Raw genomic sequence first — 19,292 nt, forward strand, 5'->3', positions numbered from 1 at the left:
AATCCCCTCCTATCGATCTTCGCCGCGGCGCATCCCTTTAACCAGGGCCCGCTCAACAAAGGCAATAACAATGGTGACAGCCACCCCGGTCAGGGCCACCATGACCATCCCTAGAATGATCATATCCGGCATGAGGAGCCGGCGGCCCATCTGAATGAGGAAACCCAGGCCCGCATCAGCACCAACCAATTCCGCTGCGACCAGGCAGGTCCAGGCCGAAGCCAGGGCCACCTGGAGGCCGCCGAAGACCATGGGCAGGGCCGAAGGGACGCAGATATTTTTAAATATTTCCCAGTTGCTGGCCCCATAGGTCCGGGCCATCCGGATAAAGGTGGGGTTGGTCTGGGCCACCCCAGAATAAGAGTTAATAACACAGGGGACCAGGGCCCCTACAAAGATAATAAAGACCTTACTGACCAGGCCGGTCCCAAACCAAATAATAACCAGCGGAATCCAGGCCGGAGACGGCACCGGCCGGACCAATTCAAAAATCGGCCGGACCAGCCCATCAAAGGTATAGAACCAGCCCATGGCCAGGCCCAGGGGGATCCCAATGGCCAGGGCCAGGAAGTAGCCTGTTAAGGCCTCTGTCAGGCTCACCTTGATATGGGTAACCAGCAGGGCCCCATCCGGTGCTTCATTGCTTAACTTGGAAATAAAGAGCTCTACCACCTGGGTCGGTGACGCCAGGTAAAATTCTGAAACAATCCCGAAACGTACAATTCCTTCCCAAAAACAGAAGAATGCAATGACCGTAATAATTGAAATTGCTGTATAGAAAGACCTTTTACGTTGCGGCCGAGTGATGTTCTTGGTTGACATACTTTCACTCCTAACCAACCGATGAATAAAGAGTGGCTTGCAGCACTGGGCCACAAGCCACGGTCACATGTTATTCAGACGGGCTGACGTCCTTAGCTGCCTTCAAATATTCATCAGTAATATTGAAGTGTTTTTCTTTTAACTGGGCTAATTCATCTTCCGTAAACTTCCCTTGGCGAACAAAGAAGTCCCCAATGTCGATCATCCATTTTTCAACATCACCGGAAGACATTAATTGAAGCTGTTGGTCGACGGTATAGAGTTCATGGCGTTCAATATCCAGCTTGGTTTCTTCTTCACTGAATTTCATAGCCCCAAAGTCTTGGAAGAATTTTTGCAAGTCAGGGACGAGTGCTTCGCCCTTACTATTGTATTCGTCTACCTTAGAAGAGGTCATAGCCAGGAAGCGGGCAATGGTGTCCTTATTTTCCTTGGCCCAATCTTTCGGAGCAAAGTAGAGCATGAGGGTGTTGGCATTGACATCCTTACCGGTAGCAACGTCTTTCCAACCCTTACCGTAGGCCTGGTAGAGTTCCGGACTCCAGAGGGCCAGGAAGTCCCCTTCACCGGATTCAAAAGCCTTGATGGCCTGGGGTTGTTCCAGGTTCTTAATGGTAACATCCTTGTCTGTTAAGTCCATGGATTTCAGCCATTGGTCAACGACAAAGTGGGCGGAAGAAACGGTAGCCACTAAAATGGTTTTCCCTTTAACGGTTTCCGCATCCCCCTTGGCTGTTTCAAATTTAGGGTTGGTCACCTTCAGGGCCGGGTTATCTTCCCGGGCCACAATGGCATTGGCCGGTGATTCGTTAGAAGCAATCCCCACGACCTCGGCATCATAGCGGAGGGCCGCCATAAGTACCGGTACAGAACCGGCATCACCGATCTGCCAAGCACCGGAAATCATAGCCTCAACCATGGGCATCCCTGAGTCAAAAAGTTCCATAGAGTTTGAAGTAGACAGGCCAGTTAAGCCGTATTTTTCAGCAGTCCCATCTTCAATAGCCGAATAAGCCGGCCAGGTATCAATCTGGTTTAAAAAGCCGAAAACCAAGTCGCCGCTCCCTGCAGAACCGCCTGCAGCCGAGCTGCTGTCTGCACCGCCTCCGCCGCAACCAGCAAAAGTCGCTACAGAAAATGCTGCCAATAATACCATGGCCAATACCTTGCGTTTCATAAAATATTCCTCCTTCAAATATCTACCGGTCTACCACCAGCGAATGGCTTCAGTGACATGCTCCCGCAAATGAACAAAGTCCTTATCTAAATAATTACGGGGGCGAGCTAAATTGATTGGAATTTCTTCTTTGATCGTCGTTGGCTTATTGGTCAATACTAAAATCCGTTCTGCAATATACACTGCTTCTTCAACATTGTGGGTAATAAAAATAACTGTATTCTTAAATTCTTGCCAAATCCGCACCAACTCATCTTCCAAATAAAACCGCAACTTCACATCCAATTGTCCATAGGGTTCATCCATGAGTAATAAGTCCGGATTTACCGCAAAGGCCCGGGCTATAGCTACCCGCTGTTCCATAGACGAGGAAATCTGATTGGGGTATAAGTCCGCCGTTTGAGTTAAACCGACTAATTTCATAACCTTATCCAATTGCTCTTCCATTTTATCCTTAGGAAATTTCTTGACTTCCATGCCATACGCAATATTTTCTTTTACCGTCCGCCAAGGCAAGCAGGAGGGCTCCTGAAAAACGAAGCTGATATTGTGCTTTTTTGGATCAGCCGGTTCACCATCAATAAGGATCTGCCCTTTTGTCGGGGTATACAAAGTTGATAGTAAATTAAGGAAGGTTGTTTTCCCACAGCCGGTCGGTCCAACAATAACAAGAAACTCCCCCTCTTTAACGGTAAAGTTAATATCATTGAGCACCAACAAATCATCAAAAGACTTCGTTAAATTGCGCACGACCACCTTGTCGCGCCTTTGGTCAATCATAGGCGTTCTCCTTTCACGCCACCTGGGCTTCACTAAACAATGATAGTCAACCCTGCCCATAGGATTGCTATCGTTGCAATAAGCGAATATATTTATCAATAAGTTGCTAACGATTTTTTAATTATTCTATTAATAAATTTTATATTCGCTTTTATACAATTTTATAGTGTTGTTCGCTGGCTGTCAATTATCTTTCTGGTAATATCAAAATTTTAAAACAATTCAGTTATGTTATATGTATTTATATACTTTAAAAAAGGTTATTTTAAGATATTTATATAATACTTTAAGATTTACTAACTTTTATATATAACAGTTCTCCTAAAATTTCCGATTTTAAAGCAATTGTTACCATTTTTTGATATTTTATAATAAAATAAAGGCTAACTTTAATAAAATAAGGGGTAAAAAGCACTTCCCTATAAATTTATGCAAACAATTATAAAAATATCATTTTACCGTCCTTATTTTTAATTTTATATTCTTTTTCGTTTATTATATATCAATAAAGTCTTTCAATTATTTACGGCATCATTATTAATCTTTCATTATTTTATTGCAATAAAACCAACTTTTTCTACCATTGGTTAAGAAATTGTTCCATGAAAGCTTAGTCCACAAGCACTATTTAAATGATCAAATTAGAAAGAGATATTATCTTCTAATTTTTTATTTTAAATGACCTGAACCTCTACTGGTATAGGACACCTTTATAAAAGTGTATTTTATCCAGTGCCATCCACAGTAAATAAAAAAGCACCCTTTCGGGTGCTTGTAAAGATTAGATTATACCCAGCCGCGTAATTTCATGACGTCTGCTACTTTTTTAACAGAGTTCATGTAGGCAGCTTCACGAACGGTAACCTTGTGTTCTTCGCGGATAGCCCAGATATCATTGAAAGCAGAAACCATGGCTTCTTCCTGACGGGATTCAGCTTCGGCTTCAGTCCAATAGTAGCCATAGAGGTTTTGGACCCATTCGAAGTAGGAAACGGTAACACCACCGGCATTAGTCAGAACGTCCGGAGTTAAGATGATGCCTCTTCTATTAAGGACTTCATCAGCAGCCGGGGTGGTCGGGCCGTTAGCTGCTTCGCAGACCAATTTAGCTTTGATCTTTTCAGCAACTTCTGCAGTGATGGCGTTTTCAAGGGCAGCCGGTACGAGGATATCAACATCCAGGGCCCAGAATTCGTCCATGGTCAGGGACTTGGAGCCAGGGAAGTTTAGCAGGTTGTGGTTCTTTTCTACGTATTCAACCATTTCTTCGTAGTTTAAGCCATCTTCTTTATAGATGACATATGCGCCGTTTTTCGGTTCCCATTCAGATACTGCAACCACTTTGGTCCCTTGACGGAACATGTTTTTGCAGGTGAAACGGCCAACGTTCCCGAAGCCTTGGACGGCAACAGAAGCGTGGGCAATATCAATACCAATTTTCTTAGCGGCTTCACGGGCGATAACATAAATCCCGAAACCGGTAGCTTCATTACGGCCTTCAGAACCGCCCCAAGCAACAGGCTTACCGGTGAATACGCCTAAAGAGGCTTGGTCACCATTTAATTTAATGTACTCATCAGTCATCCAGCTCATGATTTGGCCGTTGGTTCCTACGTCAGGTGCCGGCACGTCAATTTTTTCACCAATGTATTTGTGCAAACCACGAACATAACCACGGGCGATTTGTTCTAATTCTTTATCAGAGAGGGTGAGGGGGTCACAGATGACGCCGCCCTTACCACCGCCGTAAGGAATGCCCATAATGCCGCACTTGAAGGTCATCCAGATGGACAGTGCACGAACTTCGTCATAGTTAACGCCCGGATGGAAACGGATGCCGCCCTTGCCCGGCCCAATGGCATTGTTGTGCAGGGACCGCCAGCCTTTGAACATTTTCAAAGAACCGTCATCCATATGAACAGGAATATTAACTTCGATGACACGTTGAGGTTCAGAAAGGAATTGATAAACGTTGTCGTCGAGTCCGAGTTGTTCACAAGCGTGTTTAACTTTGGCTTGTGCACTCTCAAAAGGATTTAGATTTTCAGTAGCCAATTTAGCAACCTCCTAAAATTTAGTAATGGAAACCACTTACTAAATTCAGTATAGCACAAAGCAAAGATTTTGAAAAATAAAAATAGGCAAATTTAAAGGAATTTAGCCACTTTATACCTTAAATTTTTTTATGAATCATTTTTTAGCTATAAAGAAGACATTTTAGCCTTTCTTACCCTTTAATTTAATATCATTGATTATAAATGATTATTTATATACCCCTCTCTACATTGATTGATTTTATTATATTTATAATGATGATGGTTCCTAGTGATCCTCTATAAAGATTCCCTCATCATTTTTCTCATTTACAAGTGCATATTCATTTGATAACTCTTATCTTATTTTAGCTATTTTTTGATTTTTATGTATAGAATATTCCTTACTCATATGGTATTATAATGAAAAAGATAGTTATATAACATTAAAATTATTTATTTCCTTTTTTATTAATGTTTTATTATAAGGAGGGTTCCGGATGGCTATCGGAACAAAATTAAAGACACTGATTGACTATCGTGACACAAATGTGAATAAATTAGCAAAAGAAACAGATATTAGCCCACAAACCATTTACGGCATTATTAAGAGAGATAATACCAAGGTAGATATCCGTATATTGCAAGCTTTAGCTGAAAATTTAAATGTAACCCTGGACTTTTTTGCTACTGGCCAAACAGAGGATAGTTCTATTGAAGAAGAAGAAATCTTAGCCCTTTATAAGCAATTAGATGACCATGGTAAAGAAGCCGTCCGGGTCATTGCAGAAGTCGAATTAAACCGGGTCAATGCACAAAAAAGTCTTCTGAATCCGCTAGCCTCTAAGGATCCAGCTAGCGAAGGAGAGGATGCCGTCCTCAATAATAAGGAGTAACGAATGACCTCCTGCCTATTCATAAATAAAATCTAAAAAATACAGGGCCCCTAGTTGACTGATAGCAAGCTAGGGGCCCTGATATTTTTTATTAATTTTGCGGATAAATAACGATCTTACGATGGGGGTCTTCCCCATAACTTTCCGCCTTAACACCCGGTTCTTTTTCCAGGGCCAGGTGGACAAGACGACGTTCAGCTGCATTCATGGAGTCCAGGGTCACCCGGCGGCCGGTTTTACGTGCTTTTTCAGCCATCCGGTGGGCCAGACTGCTGAGGGTCTCTGCCCTACGGGCCCGGTAGTCTTCACAGTCTAAGATAACCCTCTTATGACCACCTAGCCGGCGGTTTATAGCCAATGACAGTAAAAACTGGAGGGCATTTAAGGTATCGCCCCGCCGGCCGATTAAGATGCCAACCTCTTCGCCATACATGGCAAAGGTGATCTGGTCATCATCTTCCTGAATTTCCACGGTGGGTTGAACGCCCAAGGCTTCAAAAATAGGGGCCAGAAATTCAAGGCCTATATTTTCCGGAGTCAGCAGGCTATCCTGGTCAGCCGAGTCACTTGCAGGGCTTTCTGTAAGGACGGGGCCCGCTGCCTGGGGTGCTTCCGGGGCTTTGTCCTGCGCACTGGGCTGGCTGACCGGAGCTGCGGAAACCTCTTTGTCGGCCAGGTCATCTACTGCCACTTCAATACGGGCCTCTTTAGCCCCAAAACCCAAAAATCCCTTGCTGGCTTTTTCTAAGACCGTGTAGTCCAATACATTTTCCGAGAGGCCAAGTTCACGCGCAGCTGTTGCAACAGCCTCGGCAAGGGTCTTGCCAGTAAATTGTTGACGTCTCATAATATCCCTTCCTATCTAAAAAAAGGTCCTTACTTTTTCTTTTTATTTGCTGGTCTATAAACGGCTTTTGGATTGTTTGGATCAAAACCCTTGGTGCTGCCGGCTTGACTGGGGGCCTTATAGCCGGTTCCTTTTTTGGCCTTGTGGATGGCCTTGAGTTCTTTTTTAGATTTTTTCTTAGAGGGGTTGTGGCCCTTTAAACGTTCTTCTTTGGCCTTGAGTTCCCGTTCAGCCTGACGTTTGGCCCGTTCTTCAGCCCGTCTTTCCTGCTCTTTCTTCCGCTGTTTATTCATAATGATTTGTTGGAAAATCATGAGGGCAGATGTAGTCACCCAGTATACACAAAGGCCAGCCGGGAATTGGAGGGCAAAAACCCCCATCATGACCGGCATGACATAGAGCATGGCCTTCATGGAAGGGTTATCTGCCATAGGGCTGCCCTTGGGCATAGACAGGCGTTGCTGGAGGAACATGACCACAGCCAGAACGACCGGCAGGATAAAGTAGGGGTCCTTGTCGTTTAAGTGCTCAATCCAGAAAAAACTGTCATTTTCTGTAAATTGGAAGGTCCGCAAGGCCCGGAAGAGGGCGTATAAAATAGGCATTTGAATGAGAATAGGCAGGCAGCCGGCCATGGGGTTGACCTCGTACTCGACGTAGAGCCGCTGCATTTCTTCATTCATTTTTTCCCGGTTACTGGCATACTTGGCCTGGATTTCCTTGAGCTCCGGCTGGATTTCACTCATCCCCAGCATGGACTTCATTTGCTTTAAAGATAGGGGGAAGAGTAAAATCCTGACCACAATCCCCAAAAGGATAATGGCTAAAGCATAGCTGGGAAAGCCAATGGTTTGTGTAAAGTCATAAAAAGCGCCAATGACGCTTGTCATAAATTGAACTAGTGTATTCAAATACCCGCCTCAAAAATGAGGCATTCACCTCCCGAATTTTTTAGGCACCGGATCATAGCCGCTCTTACAAAGGGGGTTGCAGCGCAAGATCCGCCAAAGAGCCAATAGGCCCCCGCGTAGGAAACCAAAGCGGGTGATGGCCTCATAGGCATATTGGGAACAGGTTGGAATAAAGCGACAAGTCGGCGTCGGTTTTAATGGAGAAATATACTGGCGGTAGAGGCCGATCATTTTAACTGCCGCTTTTGCTGGGAGCGTCATAGAGTCCTCCCTTTTTAAGTAATGATAGGTAATTTTTTTCAAGCCCATCATAGGCGAGCTGGGCGGCCGGCTGGCGGACAATAATAATGATGTCATACCCCCGGGGGATATGGTCGAAATGTAGCCGGCTTACTTCCCCTAAGACCCGCTTTAAATAATTGCGGGTATGGGCTTTACCGACCCTTTTAGAAATAGAAAATCCTATCCGCGTAGGACCTTCATCAGCTCGAGGATATTGGTAGCAAACCAGGTAGCGGTTGGCCAAACTTTTCTTATATTGGTAGACCCTTTGAAATGAAGCATCACTTCTCAAGCGGTTGGCTTTTGGCAGCACAATATCCCTTCTTTAAAATTTTGCTCAATACATTTGAAAATGAGAAAAAAAAGGCCACACCGGGCCTTCAAGTATGAAAGTTATGCGCTTAAACGTTTTCTGCCTCTCGCTCTTCTTCTTTTTAAAACGTTACGGCCACTTTTAGTTAACATACGTTTGCGAAAACCATGAACGCGTTGGTGTTTTCTTCTTTTCGGTTGATAGGTACGTTTCATTATGACACCTCCTGACCAATTTTACATACGACGTACATTATACTTCAATAAAAATACCTGGTCAAGAAAAAAGTACGTATTTATCCAGGAAAAGAGCCTTTTTCTCTTAATTAACATTTTATCCCCAAAGTCAGAAGGCTAAAAAGAGGGAAAGGACCGAAATCCACTAAGCTTATCCACATTATCCACAGATTTTTTATTGTGAATTGGGGATAACTCAAATGTTTTAACCAGCTCTATTGAGCCATTTTTGACTTATGCACAGGCTGTGCATAATGTGTATAAGCCCCTTTTTCCTTGATTTTAACCTCTTTTTTTAAATGAGGAACCAGTCCTTACCCCCTAAATAAGGAAAAAAAGCTTATTTTATGCTTTTTTCCCTATTTACACCGCCTTCTACAGCCCTTAATCGGAGGCTTTTCCTTTTTAATATAAAGAATCTTTTAAGGGATCCAACCGCCTACTTGTTGATAAGTCTCCAGCATTTTGCTATGATAAACTCATTCACTTTATAATTTTATCCACATAAGACCCTTCTTTGTGGATAATTTAGTACATACCTATATATCTAATCAACACCGGTTGGCTTAACTGGCTAACCGGCCCCTGCAATGATGAAGAGAGAAGGAGCACCTATGACCAACGAGCACTATCAGGGCATTTGGCAAGGGGTCATGGCCAAACTTGAAAATGAGGTCAACGGACCGACTTATGACACCTTTTTTAAAAATATGACCTTGGCCGGCTACTACGAGGGCACCTATATCCTGGCGGCCGGCGATGCCATGAAGGCTGAAATGATGCCGCCGGCTCATTTACGAACCTTAGAACGCCTCATCAGTGAGGAAAGCGGCGAAAAAGACGTCAAGGTCAAAATCATCGCCTTTGCCGAAGACCTGAACAAGATGGACCTCCCTAAAATTGCCGAATCCGCCCGACCCGCCCCAAAAGAAGAAGAGCCCATGCTCCTCATGGGCCGCTACCGGATCAATACCCAAAATACCTTTGAAAACTTTGTGGTCGGCAAGTCCAACCAGTTCGCCCATGCGGCCAGCCTGGCCATTGCCGAGGGGATGGCTATGGACTTAAATGATAAAAAGGTCTACAACCCCCTCTTTATTTACGGCGGGTCCGGCCTGGGCAAGACCCACCTCATGCACGCCATCGCCCACCATATTATCAAGGCCCAGCCGGGGGCCAATATTATTTATGTATCCAGTGAAAAATTTACCAATGAACTCATCGATTCCATCCGGGATAACCGGCCCAATACCTTCCGCGATAAGTACCGGAAGGCGGACCTCCTCTTAATTGACGATATTCAATTTTTAGCAAAAAAAGAAGGGACCCAGGAAGAATTCTTCCATACCTTTAACGAATTATATGAAAAAAATAAGCAAATCGTCATTTCCTCAGACCGGACACCCAAGGAAATCCCGACCCTGGAAGAACGGTTACGGACCCGGTTTGAATGGGGCCTCATCACCGATATCCAGCCGCCGGACCTGGAAACCCGGATCGCTATCTTGCGGAAAAAGGCCCAGATGGACCATAAGGAAGTCTCTGACGATATCACCGCCTTTATGGCTGAGCATATGGAAACCAATATCCGAGAACTGGAGGGGGCCCTCCTCTCCCTGACCTCCTATGCCACCATGAACAACCTCCCCCTGACCCTGGACCTGGCCAAGGACTTCCTGGAACAATACGTTGAAATCGGGGTCGACAAGGCCATTACCGGCGAAAGCATCCAAAAGCAGGTCTGCGATACCTACGGGGTCCGCCTGGAAGAACTCCTGGGCAAACGCCGGAACCGAAACATTGTCTTCCCCCGCCAGGTGGCCATGTACCTCTGCCGCGACTTGACCGATATGAGCCTGCCCAAAATTGGGGAAATATTTGGCGGCCGGGACCATACGACGGTCATCCACGCCATTGAAAAAATCGATGCAGAAATCAAAAAAGACCCGGCTGTTAAGGCAACAGTCAATAACCTGATTAAAATATTACGCGGGGAATAGTTGTGGAAAAGTATTTTTTCACTCATTTTTTACACAACAAGTGGAAAAATCCTATAAAACACCTGGTTAAGCCCTTTCTTATCCACATTATTTTCCACAACCGTGTGGATAAATAAATAAACATATATTTTAAAGTATGTTTATCTACAAACCGCTCTTTTTAACCCTGTGGGGATAACTGGGGAAAGTTTGTGGAAAAACCCCTTATTATCCACAAAACAATTATGGTCTTTGGATACTGTGGATAATAAGGTCCCTTTATCCATAGGCTTTTCCCCAGCCGATTTGAGGGAATCAGCCGGTCTTCAATGGATTTATCCACATATCCACCCTGCCTACTACTACTGCTACTAAGATATATCCTGAAGAAGAAGAAGAAGAAAGGAGCCTGCCATGCAATTTTCAGCCATTAAGGAAAACCTCACCGATGCCCTGCAAATTGTCCAACGTGCACTGAGCTCAAAAAACACCATGGCCATCCTGTCCGGCATCCACCTGACCTGTGACCGGGACCAACTCACCATGACGGCCTCGGACTTAGAAGTCCGTCTGGAGGTGACTGTCCCTGTGGAAGTCATTGAACCAGGGGAGACGGTCGTCCAGGGCCGGGGCTTTACTGACCTGGTCCGCCGCTTGCCTGATGGCCGGATTATTTTCCACAATACCAGCAAGGACGGGGCCGACCATATGACCATTAGCTATGGGGATAACACCGCCGACCTATACGGCTGGCCGGGCCGGGAATACCCGACTTTTCCACCGGCTGAATCCCCGGCTGAAGTGACCCTGACCGCCAAGGACTTCAGTGAAGCAGTCAGCCATACAGCCTTTGCCGTCAATGCTGACGAAGTCCGCCCGGTCTTTACCGGCCTCCTCTTTCAAATCCGAGGCCATGAGCTGACTGTGGTCGGGACGGACAGCTTCCGCCTGGCCAAGAAAATCACCGTCCTCAATAATAAAAACGGGGCCGACCATGACCTGATTATCCCGGTCCGGGCCCTGAATGAATGGGCCCGGATTGTTTCCGGCAGCGAAGACCCGGTCGAACTGGAAATTACCGACCGTCAGGTCCTCTTTAAAACTGCCCAAATCCGCCTCCTGGCCCAGCGGATCCGGGGCGACTTCCCCCCCTTTGACAAGGTCATCCCCTCCGGCTGGCAGACCTATGTCAAGCTGGAGCGCAAGCCCCTCTTGGATGCCCTGGACCGGGCCACCCTCTTCAGCCGGGAAAAGGACGGGACCTTTGTGGTCACCTTCCATATTGAGAACAACCTCCTGCATATTTCGACGGCCAGTGATTATGGGAAGGTTGATGAGCACCTGCCGGTCTACCAGGAGGGCGAGGTCATTGATATTTCCTTTAATGCCCGCTACCTGATTGATGCCCTAAAGGCCATGGATGATAGCCACCTGGATGTGACCTTTAACGGGTCCATGGGCCCCTGTGTCATGAAGCCCCAGGCCGGCGAGGACTACCTCTACCTCATCCTGCCCCTGCGTCGCTAATGCTGGTACGAGGGCTCCAGCTGGCCTACTTTCGCAACTACCGGCGGGTTGATATCAGTCCGGCCCCGGTCTTAAACCTCCTCATTGGGCCTAATGGCCAGGGCAAGACCAACCTGATCGAAAGCCTCTACACCCTTTCTGTAGGCCATGGCTTTCGGGCGGCCAAGGACCGGGACCTGATCTACCACGGGGCTGAGGCGGCCCGGCTCAAGGCCACGATCCAGGCAGAAGGGAGCCGCCGCCAGCTGCCCCTGGAACTGGCCTTTAACGGCCATGCCAAGCGCTGGCGGCTCAATGGGGTCAGCTACCGGCAGATTCAGGACCTGCCGGACCGGCTCCTGGCTGTCCTCTTTACCCCGGATGACCTAGCTGTGGTCAAGGGGTCGCCGGACGAACGGCGGCGGTTTTTAGACCGGGAACTGGGCCTGGTGAACCCCTGCTATGACCTGGAAAGGCGGAAGTACCGCAAGCTCCTGGCCCAGCGCAATGAGCTTTTAAAGGATATCCGGGCCGGCCGGGCCGAGTCCGGTCAATTGTCGGTATGGGACCGGAACCTGGCCCATTCCGGGGCCAGGCTTATTGCTGACCGACTGGATTTTTTGCGCCACCTGGTTCCTCGGGCCCGGCAGGTCCATGAGCACATGGCCCGGAAGGCCGGCTTTAACATCACCTACCAGGCCTCCCTGGGGGCCCAGGTCAAAAATGAAGGGGCAGAGGACCTGGAGCGCCTTTTCCTAGAGGCTCTGGCTGACCAACACCAGCACGACATCCGGGCGGGCAGCACCAGCATTGGCCCCCACCGGGATGACCTGGTCTTTTACGCCAGCCAGGAGGACTTGCGGACCTTCGGTAGCCAGGGCCAGCAGCGGACGGCCATTCTAGCGTTGAAACTGGCTGAAGTGGATGTCATCCGCCAGCGCTGCGGCAGCCAGCCCATCCTCCTTTTAGACGATGTCTTGAGTGAACTGGACCCCATCCGCCAAAGGCTCCTCCTGGAGGCGGTCGTGGATCAGGGGCTCCAGACCTTTATCAGCAGTACCCACCTGGACCTCAGCCATGAATTATTCAAAAATAGCAAGGCTTTTTCGGTTCAGGAGGGCAAAATCATTCAAAAAGGCTAAAACCCCCGTTTTTTGCTTGTATTTTTTGCAAATAACGGGGGTTTTTGGTATAATTAGAAGGGTATGGGAAAGCAGCTGGCCTGCCTTTCCGCCGGGTCAGGTTAATTGTTTGCATTCAAACAATTAAGCCTACCCTACTTATTTTACAACTGGCGCACCTGGTGGCGCCTTTATTTTGTTATAAGGAGGTGCTTCCTTGGTAACACCTTTGGAAGGCAATTATACAGCTAATGAGATTCAAGTCCTGGAAGGCTTGGAACCGGTCCGGAAAAGACCGGGGATGTATATCGGAACAACGGATAGCGCCGGCTTACACCACTTGGTCAATGAGATTGTAGACAATTCCATTGACGAAGCCCTGGCCGGCTACGGGGATACCATTGAGGTCACCATACATACTGATAATTCTATCACTGTAAGGGACCAGGGCCGGGGGATCCCGGTCGATATCCACCCGAAAATGGGGCGGCCCACTTCAGAAGTGGTCATGACCGTCCTTCACGCCGGGGGGAAATTCGGCGAAGGGGGCTACAAGGTCTCCGGGGGCCTGCACGGGGTTGGGATGAGCGTGGTGAATGCTCTATCTGACGCCATGCGGGTCCGGATCTGCCGGGATGGCAAGGTCTATGAACAGCATTTTTCCCGAGGGAAAATTAAAAGTGAACTGGAAGTGGTCGGGGAATGTGCCCATACTGGGACCACCATCTGGTTCCACCCGGATATCGAAATCTTTAAAGAAGGGATCACTTTCGAGTATGAGATCCTGGCCCGGCGCCTCCAGGAACTTTCCTTCTTAAACGGTGGCCTGACCCTGCTTTTAACCGATGAACGGCCGGAAGAGGTATATTCGGAAAGCTACCACCACCCCGGCGGCCTGGCCGACTATGTGCCCTGGCTCAACCGGAACCGGGTTCCTATCCATAAGGAGCCGGTCATCTTTGAAGGGGACCGGGATGGGGTTATCGTGGATATTGCCATGCAATATACCAAGAGCTACAGTGAAAATATCTATTCCTATACCAATAATATCCATACGGTGGAAGGCGGAACCCATGAGGTAGGCTTTAAAACAGCCTTGACCCGGTCCGTTAATGATTATGCCCGGCGGATGAACCTTTTAAAAGAAAAAGAAGATAATCTTTCCGGGGATGATATCCGGGAGGGGCTTACCGCGGTCATCAGTGTCCAGGTCCCTGAGCCCCAGTTTGAGGGCCAGACCAAGACCAAGCTGGGCAATAGCGAGGTCCGGGGCATTGTCGATGTCATTGTCGGCAATGGGATTTCCACCTTCCTGGAAGAACACCCCAGCGAGGCCAAGGCCATCATTAATAAGGCTATTGATGCCCAACGGGCCCGGGTAGCCGCCCGGAAGGCCCGGGATATGACCCGGCGGAAAAGTGCCCTGGAATCCACCTCCCTACCGGGGAAACTGGTGGACTGCTCCGTCAAGGACCCGGCCTTTTCCGAACTCTTCATCGTCGAAGGGAACTCTGCAGGGGGGTCGGCCCAGGATGGCCGGGATCGCCGTTTTCAGGCGATTTTACCGCTGCGGGGGAAAATTTTAAACGTTGAAAAAGCCCGTTTGGACCGGATTTTAAACAGTGAGGAAATCAAAAACCTCATCACTGCCATCGGTACCGGGGTGGGCGACCAGTTTGACCTGGCCAAGGCCCGCTACCATAAGATTATCATCATGACCGACGCCGACGTCGACGGGGCCCACATTAGGACCCTGCTCCTGACCCTCTTTTACCGGTATATGGCGCCCCTTATTGATGCGGGTTACATCTACATCGCCCAGCCTCCCCTCTACAGTGTTAAAGAGGGGAAAAAACTCACCTATTTGTACAATGATGAATCTCTGGAAAAATATCGGGAGGAAAAGGGCAGCGAGACCCTGGAAAAGAACCTCAAGCGTTACAAGGGGCTCGGGGAAATGGATGCCGAACAATTGTGGGAAACCACCATGAATAATGAAAACCGGCTCCTCCTCCAGGTCCAGCTGGAAGATGCCGCCCATGCAGACGATGTCTTCAGTATGCTCATGGGGGAAAAGGTCGGCCCCCGGCGGGACTTTATCACGACTAATGCCAAGTATGTTAAAAATATCGATACTTAAATCGAATTTTTTATATAAGGAGGCAGTCTTTTGGAAAATTATACCCATGGGAGTATTCGGCCCATCCACCTTGTAGAAGAAATGAAAACGTCCTTTTTGGACTACTCGATGAGCGTTATCACCTCCCGGGCCTTACCTGATGTGCGGGATGGGCTCAAGCCTGTCCACCGGCGGATTTTATTCGGCATGCACAAGGCCGGCTTTACTCCGGATAAACCCACTGTTAAAAGTGCCAATATTGTCGGCTATGTCCTGGGTCACCTCCATCCCCACGGCGACTCCGCCTGCTATGATGCCATGGTCCGGATGGAACAGCCCTTTGCCATGCGCTATCCCCTGGTAGACGGCCAGGGAAACTTTGGGAATATTGACGGTTACCAGGCCGCAGCCATGCGGTACACCGAGGCTCGGATGAGCCGGCTGGCCCGGGAAATGCTCCGGGATATCGACAAGGAAACGGTCGACTATACCCCCAACTATGACAATACCATGGAAGAGCCGGTGGTCCTACCGGCTCGATTCCCCAACCTCCTGGTCAATGGGTCCTCGGGGATTGCTGTAGGGATGGCGACTAATATGCCCCCCCACAACCTCCGGAACGTGACCGATGCGGTCCTGGCCATGATTGAAGACCCGGAAGTCTCGGATGAGACCCTCTACCAAAAAATCAAGGGCCCGGACTTTCCGACCGGGGCCATTATCATGGGGACTGACGGCATCCGGAATGCCTATAAAACTGGCCGGGGCAGCATTACCGTCCGGGCCCGGACCGGCATCGAAAAGATGAGCGGCGGCAAGCACCGGATTGTGGTGACGGAAATCCCCTACCAGGTCAACAAGGCCCGGCTCATCACCAAAATAGCCGAACTGACCCGGGATAAGGTCTTAGACGGGATCACTGACCTCCGGGACGAAAGTGACCGGAAGGGCCTGCGGATCGTGGTCGAGCTGCGCCGGGATGTCAACCCCCGGGTCATGCTCAACCAGCTCTTCAAGCACACCCAGCTCCAGGAAAACTTTGGCGTTATCAACCTGGCCCTGGTCGGCGGCGAGCCGAAAATCCTCAACCTCCGGCAGATGCTGGCCTATTACCTGGACCACCAGGAAAATATTATCATCCGCCGGATCAAGTTTGACCTCCGCAAGGCGGAAGAAAGGGCCCATATCGTTGAAGGGTTAAAGATTGCCGTCGATAACATTGACGAGGTCATCCGGATCATCCGGTCCTCCTATGATGACGCTGAAAGTAAGGCCCGGCTGGGCGAGGCCTTTGGCCTGAGCGACCGCCAGGCCCAGGCTGTCATTGAAATGCAACTGCGTCGGTTACAGGGCTTGAATGTAACTAAGCTAGAAGAAGAACTGGCCGAATTACGAGAGCGGATTGCCTATTACAAGTCCATCCTGGCTGACATCAACCTGGTCCGGCAGATCATCGCCGAAGAACTCTCGGAAATCACCGACAAATACGGCGATGACCGCCGGACGGAAATCTCCTTTGATGACCAGGATATGGATATATATGACCTTATCGCCGATGAGGACATGGTCATCACCCTCTCCCATGACGGCTACATCAAACGGATGCCCATGGATACCTATAAGAGCCAAAAACGGGGCGGCCGGGGGGTTTCTTCGGCCAAGATGAAGGAAGAGGACTGGATTGAGGAAATCTTCATCACCACCACCCACCACCAGCTCCTCTTCTTCACCAATACCGGCCGGGTCCTCCGGCTCCGGGCCTTTGATATTCCGGAAAGCAGCCGGACCGGTAAGGGGATGGCCATCATCAACCTCCTCAACCTCAATGAAGGGGAAAAAGTGGCCACCGTTATCGCCCTGCGGGACTTTGATGACCGCTACCTGACCGCTGTTACCAAGTTGGGTAAGGTTAAGAAAACGGCCCTGAAGGACTACGATACCAACCGCAAGGACGGAATCTTAGCCATCCGCCTGGATGATGGCGATGAAGTGGTGGCTGTGAAGTTGACCGCTGGCCATGATGAACTAATTATCGTCACCGAGAGGGGCTATGCCATCCGCTTTAATGAAGAGGATGTCCGCCCGACCGGCCGCTATACTGCCGGTGTCATCGGCATTAAGCTGGGCCAGGGGGACCAGGTCATTAATATGGACATCGTTCAAGAAGACGCCAGCCTCCTGGTCATTACCGAAAAGGGCTTTGGTAAACGGACTAAGCTGACCGAATATAACCTGCAAAACCGGGGCGGTAAGGGTGTCTTTACCGTAAAACTCGGCAAGCGGGGCCAGGGCCTGGTCCAAGCCCTGGTGGTCCGCGATGGGGAAGAAGTTATGACCATCAGCCGGGAGGGCACCCTCATCCGCTTTGCTGTCAACGATATTTCTCAAACCGGCCGGGCCACCCAGGGCGTTACCATGATGCACCTGGAAGGCGATGATGAAGTGGTCGGTATGGCAAGAATCATTGAAGAGGAAGACTAATGGGACCAACATTTTGGAATGGCTTTTTTATTGTTGTAGGCCTTGTCGTCTTGGTAACGGCCATCCTGTGGATTAAACACAGCCTTGATAACCGCCACCAGGCCGACTACGATAAGGTCATGATCACCGGCAAGCTGGTTCAGCAGCTCTGTACCCAGCTCCAGTATGGGGACCGGGACGGGGCCATCCGGCTTTTTCGCCGGAAGACCCTTCATGGCCAGGCCTTTGCTGAAAGTTACATCGACCAACTCGCCGAGCGCTGCAAGAGCGGTCGGTTATAAGTACCATGAACGGAGACAGGCCCTGTCTCCGTTTTTCAATGATGGCTTTATGGGTACTTAATAGCCAGTTCCTATTGGATGAAAGCATTAAAACGACCTAGCGACGTATTCAAAGAAAGGATGACCGGTTTTGCACATCAATGAAAGCCAGACCATTGCTCAAATCATTACCGCACCGGGCAAGGGGGCTGTTGGTATTGTGCGGATTTCCGGGGATCAAGCCCTAACCATAGCGGATACCCTAGCCGGTGGATCCGGAAAAATAAGCCAGGCGGCCAGCCACACCATCCATTACGGTTGGGTGGCTGGCCGCCAGGGCGAGCCACTGGATGAGGCCCTCTTTATGGTCATGCGGGGCCCCCGGTCCTATACCGGGGAAGATGTTGTTGAAGTCCAGTGCCATGGCGGACCGGTGGCCCTGGGGGAAATCCTCCGGGAAACCTGCGCCCATGGGGCCCGGCTGGCTGAAGCCGGGGAATTTTCCCGCCGGGCCTTTTTAAACGGTAAGTTGGACCTGAGTCAGGCTGAAGCCATTATGGACCTGGTTGAGGCTAAAAGCGACGGGGCCTTAAAGTTGGCCGCCCGGCAAAAGTCCGGGGCCACCGCCCAGCTGGTCGATGGCCTCCGGGCGAGGATTTTAGAGCTCATCGCCTATATCCAGGCCGACTTGGACTTTCCGGAAGATGATATTGAAAGGTTGGACCGGGCGACTTACCGCCAGCGGGCCGAGGCCCTGGAAAAGGACCTGGCCAGGCTGGTGGATACAGCCGCCCGGGGCCGGCTCTACCGGGAGGGGATTACCGTGGCCCTTTGTGGCCGGGCCAATGTCGGCAAGAGTTCCCTCCTCAATGCCTTAACCGGCCGCAATACTGCCATTGTGACCAATATCCCCGGGACCACCCGGGACTCGGTCGAGGCCACCGTCCAGGTGGAAGGGATGGCCCTCCGCCTGGTTGATACCGCTGGCCTCCGGGAAACCGATGACCTGGTTGAGCAAATCGGGGTCGACAGGGCCCGGGATATCGTCAAGGGGGCTGATGTTATCGCCTATTGTATTGATGCGCCTACCGGCCTGACCGCAGAGGATAAGGCCTTTATCGACGACCATGCCGACCAGGTGGGCCTTTTGGTTATCAACCAGACCGACCTGGCTGAAGGACGTGTGACCGCCAGCCCCTGGCCGGTGGTGACCACCAGTGCCCTGTCCGGCACCGGCATGGATGACCTGGGCCGGGCCCTGAAGGCTGCCGCCTTAAAGGAAGCTCCGGCAGCAGATAATGGCCTCTACTTAACCAATACCCGGCAGCTGGCCCTGGCGGAAACAGCCTTACAGGATATCCGGCAATTTATCACCGCCCTGGACCAAGGCCTTTCCGATGACCTCCTGGTCATTGACCTACAACACGCCTGGGAAATCCTGGGCCTCATCACCGGGGAAACCGCTGCCGATGACCTCTTAGACCAGATTTTTTCACAGTTTTGCTTAGGGAAGTGACAAGCGTGAATCC

17 protein-coding genes are annotated in these 19,292 nt (G+C 49.7%); 8 read left to right on the forward strand and 9 right to left on the reverse strand.

Annotation, left to right across the window (positions count from 1 at the left end):
* Positions 1 to 9: 9 nt before the first annotated feature.
* From ACLGL1_RS03655 to ACLGL1_RS03670, 4 genes are all read right to left on the reverse strand, one after another.
* Positions 10 to 822: an ABC transporter permease gene (locus tag ACLGL1_RS03655; protein WP_411007435.1), complete on the reverse strand. Its 813-nt coding sequence runs from the start codon at positions 820 to 822 to the stop codon at positions 10 to 12.
* A 70-nt stretch (positions 823 to 892) separates the two neighbouring features.
* Positions 893 to 1,999 (reverse strand): ABC transporter substrate-binding protein, encoded by a 1,107-nt coding sequence (locus ACLGL1_RS03660; RefSeq protein ID WP_411007436.1) that lies wholly within the window; start codon positions 1,997 to 1,999, stop codon positions 893 to 895.
* Between the two features lie 30 nt (positions 2,000 to 2,029).
* On the reverse strand, positions 2,030 to 2,779 hold the full coding sequence (locus ACLGL1_RS03665; RefSeq protein ID WP_411007437.1) for an ABC transporter ATP-binding protein: 750 nt from the start codon (positions 2,777 to 2,779) through the stop codon (positions 2,030 to 2,032).
* Between the two features lie 786 nt (positions 2,780 to 3,565).
* Complete coding sequence (locus ACLGL1_RS03670; protein ID WP_411007438.1) at positions 3,566 to 4,834, reverse strand: Glu/Leu/Phe/Val family dehydrogenase; 1,269 nt, start codon at positions 4,832 to 4,834, stop codon at positions 3,566 to 3,568.
* A 478-nt stretch (positions 4,835 to 5,312) separates the two neighbouring features.
* Here ACLGL1_RS03670 and ACLGL1_RS03675 point away from each other — a divergent pair, with 478 nt between their 5' ends.
* On the forward strand, positions 5,313 to 5,708 hold the full coding sequence (locus tag ACLGL1_RS03675) for a helix-turn-helix domain-containing protein (protein WP_411007439.1): 396 nt from the start codon (positions 5,313 to 5,315) through the stop codon (positions 5,706 to 5,708).
* A 91-nt stretch (positions 5,709 to 5,799) separates the two neighbouring features.
* On the opposite strand, the gene jag is transcribed toward ACLGL1_RS03675, so the two are convergent.
* From jag to rpmH, 5 genes are all read right to left on the reverse strand, one after another.
* Positions 5,800 to 6,555, reverse strand: coding sequence for an RNA-binding cell elongation regulator Jag/EloR (gene jag, locus ACLGL1_RS03680; protein ID WP_411007440.1), 756 nt, complete (start codon positions 6,553 to 6,555; stop codon positions 5,800 to 5,802).
* A gap of 29 nt (positions 6,556 to 6,584) precedes the next feature.
* Positions 6,585 to 7,466 carry a membrane protein insertase YidC gene (gene yidC / locus ACLGL1_RS03685; protein ID WP_411007441.1) on the reverse strand — a complete coding sequence of 294 codons (882 nt, stop codon included), beginning with the start codon at positions 7,464 to 7,466 and terminating at the stop codon, positions 6,585 to 6,587.
* Positions 7,467 to 7,490: 24 nt separating this feature from the next.
* Positions 7,491 to 7,727 (reverse strand): membrane protein insertion efficiency factor YidD, encoded by a 237-nt coding sequence (gene yidD / locus ACLGL1_RS03690; protein WP_411007442.1) that lies wholly within the window; start codon positions 7,725 to 7,727, stop codon positions 7,491 to 7,493.
* Complete coding sequence (rnpA, locus tag ACLGL1_RS03695; protein ID WP_411007443.1) at positions 7,699 to 8,061, reverse strand: ribonuclease P protein component; 363 nt, start codon at positions 8,059 to 8,061, stop codon at positions 7,699 to 7,701. Before rnpA ends, yidD begins: the two co-directional genes overlap by 29 nt.
* 80 nt (positions 8,062 to 8,141) lie before the next feature.
* Positions 8,142 to 8,276 carry a 50S ribosomal protein L34 gene (rpmH, locus tag ACLGL1_RS03700; protein ID WP_411007444.1) on the reverse strand — a complete coding sequence of 45 codons (135 nt, stop codon included), beginning with the start codon at positions 8,274 to 8,276 and terminating at the stop codon, positions 8,142 to 8,144.
* Between the two features lie 635 nt (positions 8,277 to 8,911).
* On the opposite strand from rpmH, the gene dnaA reads away from it, so the two are divergent.
* The 7 genes from dnaA to mnmE all read left to right on the forward strand — a co-directional run bounded on the left by dnaA (position 8,912) and on the right by mnmE (position 19,279).
* Entirely contained in the window at positions 8,912 to 10,297 is a 1,386-nt protein-coding gene (dnaA, locus tag ACLGL1_RS03705) for a chromosomal replication initiator protein DnaA (RefSeq protein ID WP_411007445.1), read from the forward strand.
* A 393-nt stretch (positions 10,298 to 10,690) separates the two neighbouring features.
* A complete protein-coding gene (dnaN, locus tag ACLGL1_RS03710) occupies positions 10,691 to 11,803 on the forward strand; it encodes a DNA polymerase III subunit beta (protein WP_411007446.1) in 1,113 nt (370 codons plus the stop codon).
* Positions 11,803 to 12,924, forward strand: coding sequence for a DNA replication/repair protein RecF (gene recF, locus ACLGL1_RS03715; protein WP_411007447.1), 1,122 nt, complete (start codon positions 11,803 to 11,805; stop codon positions 12,922 to 12,924). The genes dnaN and recF overlap by 1 nt, the downstream gene beginning before the upstream one ends.
* Before the next feature lie 196 nt (positions 12,925 to 13,120).
* A complete protein-coding gene (gene gyrB, locus ACLGL1_RS03720) occupies positions 13,121 to 15,043 on the forward strand; it encodes a DNA topoisomerase (ATP-hydrolyzing) subunit B (RefSeq protein ID WP_411007448.1) in 1,923 nt (640 codons plus the stop codon).
* Positions 15,044 to 15,073: 30 nt separating this feature from the next.
* Entirely contained in the window at positions 15,074 to 17,503 is a 2,430-nt protein-coding gene (gyrA, locus tag ACLGL1_RS03725; RefSeq protein ID WP_411007449.1) for a DNA gyrase subunit A, read from the forward strand.
* Positions 17,503 to 17,784 (forward strand): hypothetical protein, encoded by a 282-nt coding sequence (locus tag ACLGL1_RS03730; RefSeq protein ID WP_411007450.1) that lies wholly within the window; start codon positions 17,503 to 17,505, stop codon positions 17,782 to 17,784. Before gyrA ends, ACLGL1_RS03730 begins: the two co-directional genes overlap by 1 nt.
* A gap of 130 nt (positions 17,785 to 17,914) precedes the next feature.
* Positions 17,915 to 19,279 (forward strand): tRNA uridine-5-carboxymethylaminomethyl(34) synthesis GTPase MnmE, encoded by a 1,365-nt coding sequence (gene mnmE, locus ACLGL1_RS03735; RefSeq protein WP_411007451.1) that lies wholly within the window; start codon positions 17,915 to 17,917, stop codon positions 19,277 to 19,279.
* The last annotated feature ends 13 nt before the right edge of the window (positions 19,280 to 19,292 follow it).

Source organism: Peptococcus simiae (genome assembly GCF_046569735.1).
Taxonomy (GTDB): Bacteria; Bacillota; Peptococcia; order Peptococcales; family Peptococcaceae; genus Peptococcus; species Peptococcus simiae_A.

Excerpts from the sequence above, each read along its gene's own strand:
- ACLGL1_RS03655 (WP_411007435.1), bottom strand. The coding sequence starts at position 822 with ATGTCAACCAAGAACATCACTCGGCCGCAACGTAAAAGGTCTTTCTAT.
- ACLGL1_RS03660 (WP_411007436.1), bottom strand. The coding sequence starts at position 1,999 with ATGAAACGCAAGGTATTGGCCATGGTATTATTGGCAGCATTTTCTGTA.
- ACLGL1_RS03665 (WP_411007437.1), bottom strand. The coding sequence starts at position 2,779 with ATGATTGACCAAAGGCGCGACAAGGTGGTCGTGCGCAATTTAACGAAG.
- ACLGL1_RS03675 (WP_411007439.1), top strand. The coding sequence starts at position 5,313 with ATGGCTATCGGAACAAAATTAAAGACACTGATTGACTATCGTGACACA.
- jag (WP_411007440.1), bottom strand. The coding sequence starts at position 6,555 with ATGAGACGTCAACAATTTACTGGCAAGACCCTTGCCGAGGCTGTTGCA.
- yidD (WP_411007442.1), bottom strand. The coding sequence starts at position 7,727 with ATGACGCTCCCAGCAAAAGCGGCAGTTAAAATGATCGGCCTCTACCGC.
- rpmH (WP_411007444.1), bottom strand. The coding sequence starts at position 8,276 with ATGAAACGTACCTATCAACCGAAAAGAAGAAAACACCAACGCGTTCAT.
- dnaA (WP_411007445.1), top strand. The coding sequence starts at position 8,912 with ATGACCAACGAGCACTATCAGGGCATTTGGCAAGGGGTCATGGCCAAA.
- dnaN (WP_411007446.1), top strand. The coding sequence starts at position 10,691 with ATGCAATTTTCAGCCATTAAGGAAAACCTCACCGATGCCCTGCAAATT.
- recF (WP_411007447.1), top strand. The coding sequence starts at position 11,803 with ATGCTGGTACGAGGGCTCCAGCTGGCCTACTTTCGCAACTACCGGCGG.
- ACLGL1_RS03730 (WP_411007450.1), top strand. The coding sequence starts at position 17,503 with ATGGGACCAACATTTTGGAATGGCTTTTTTATTGTTGTAGGCCTTGTC.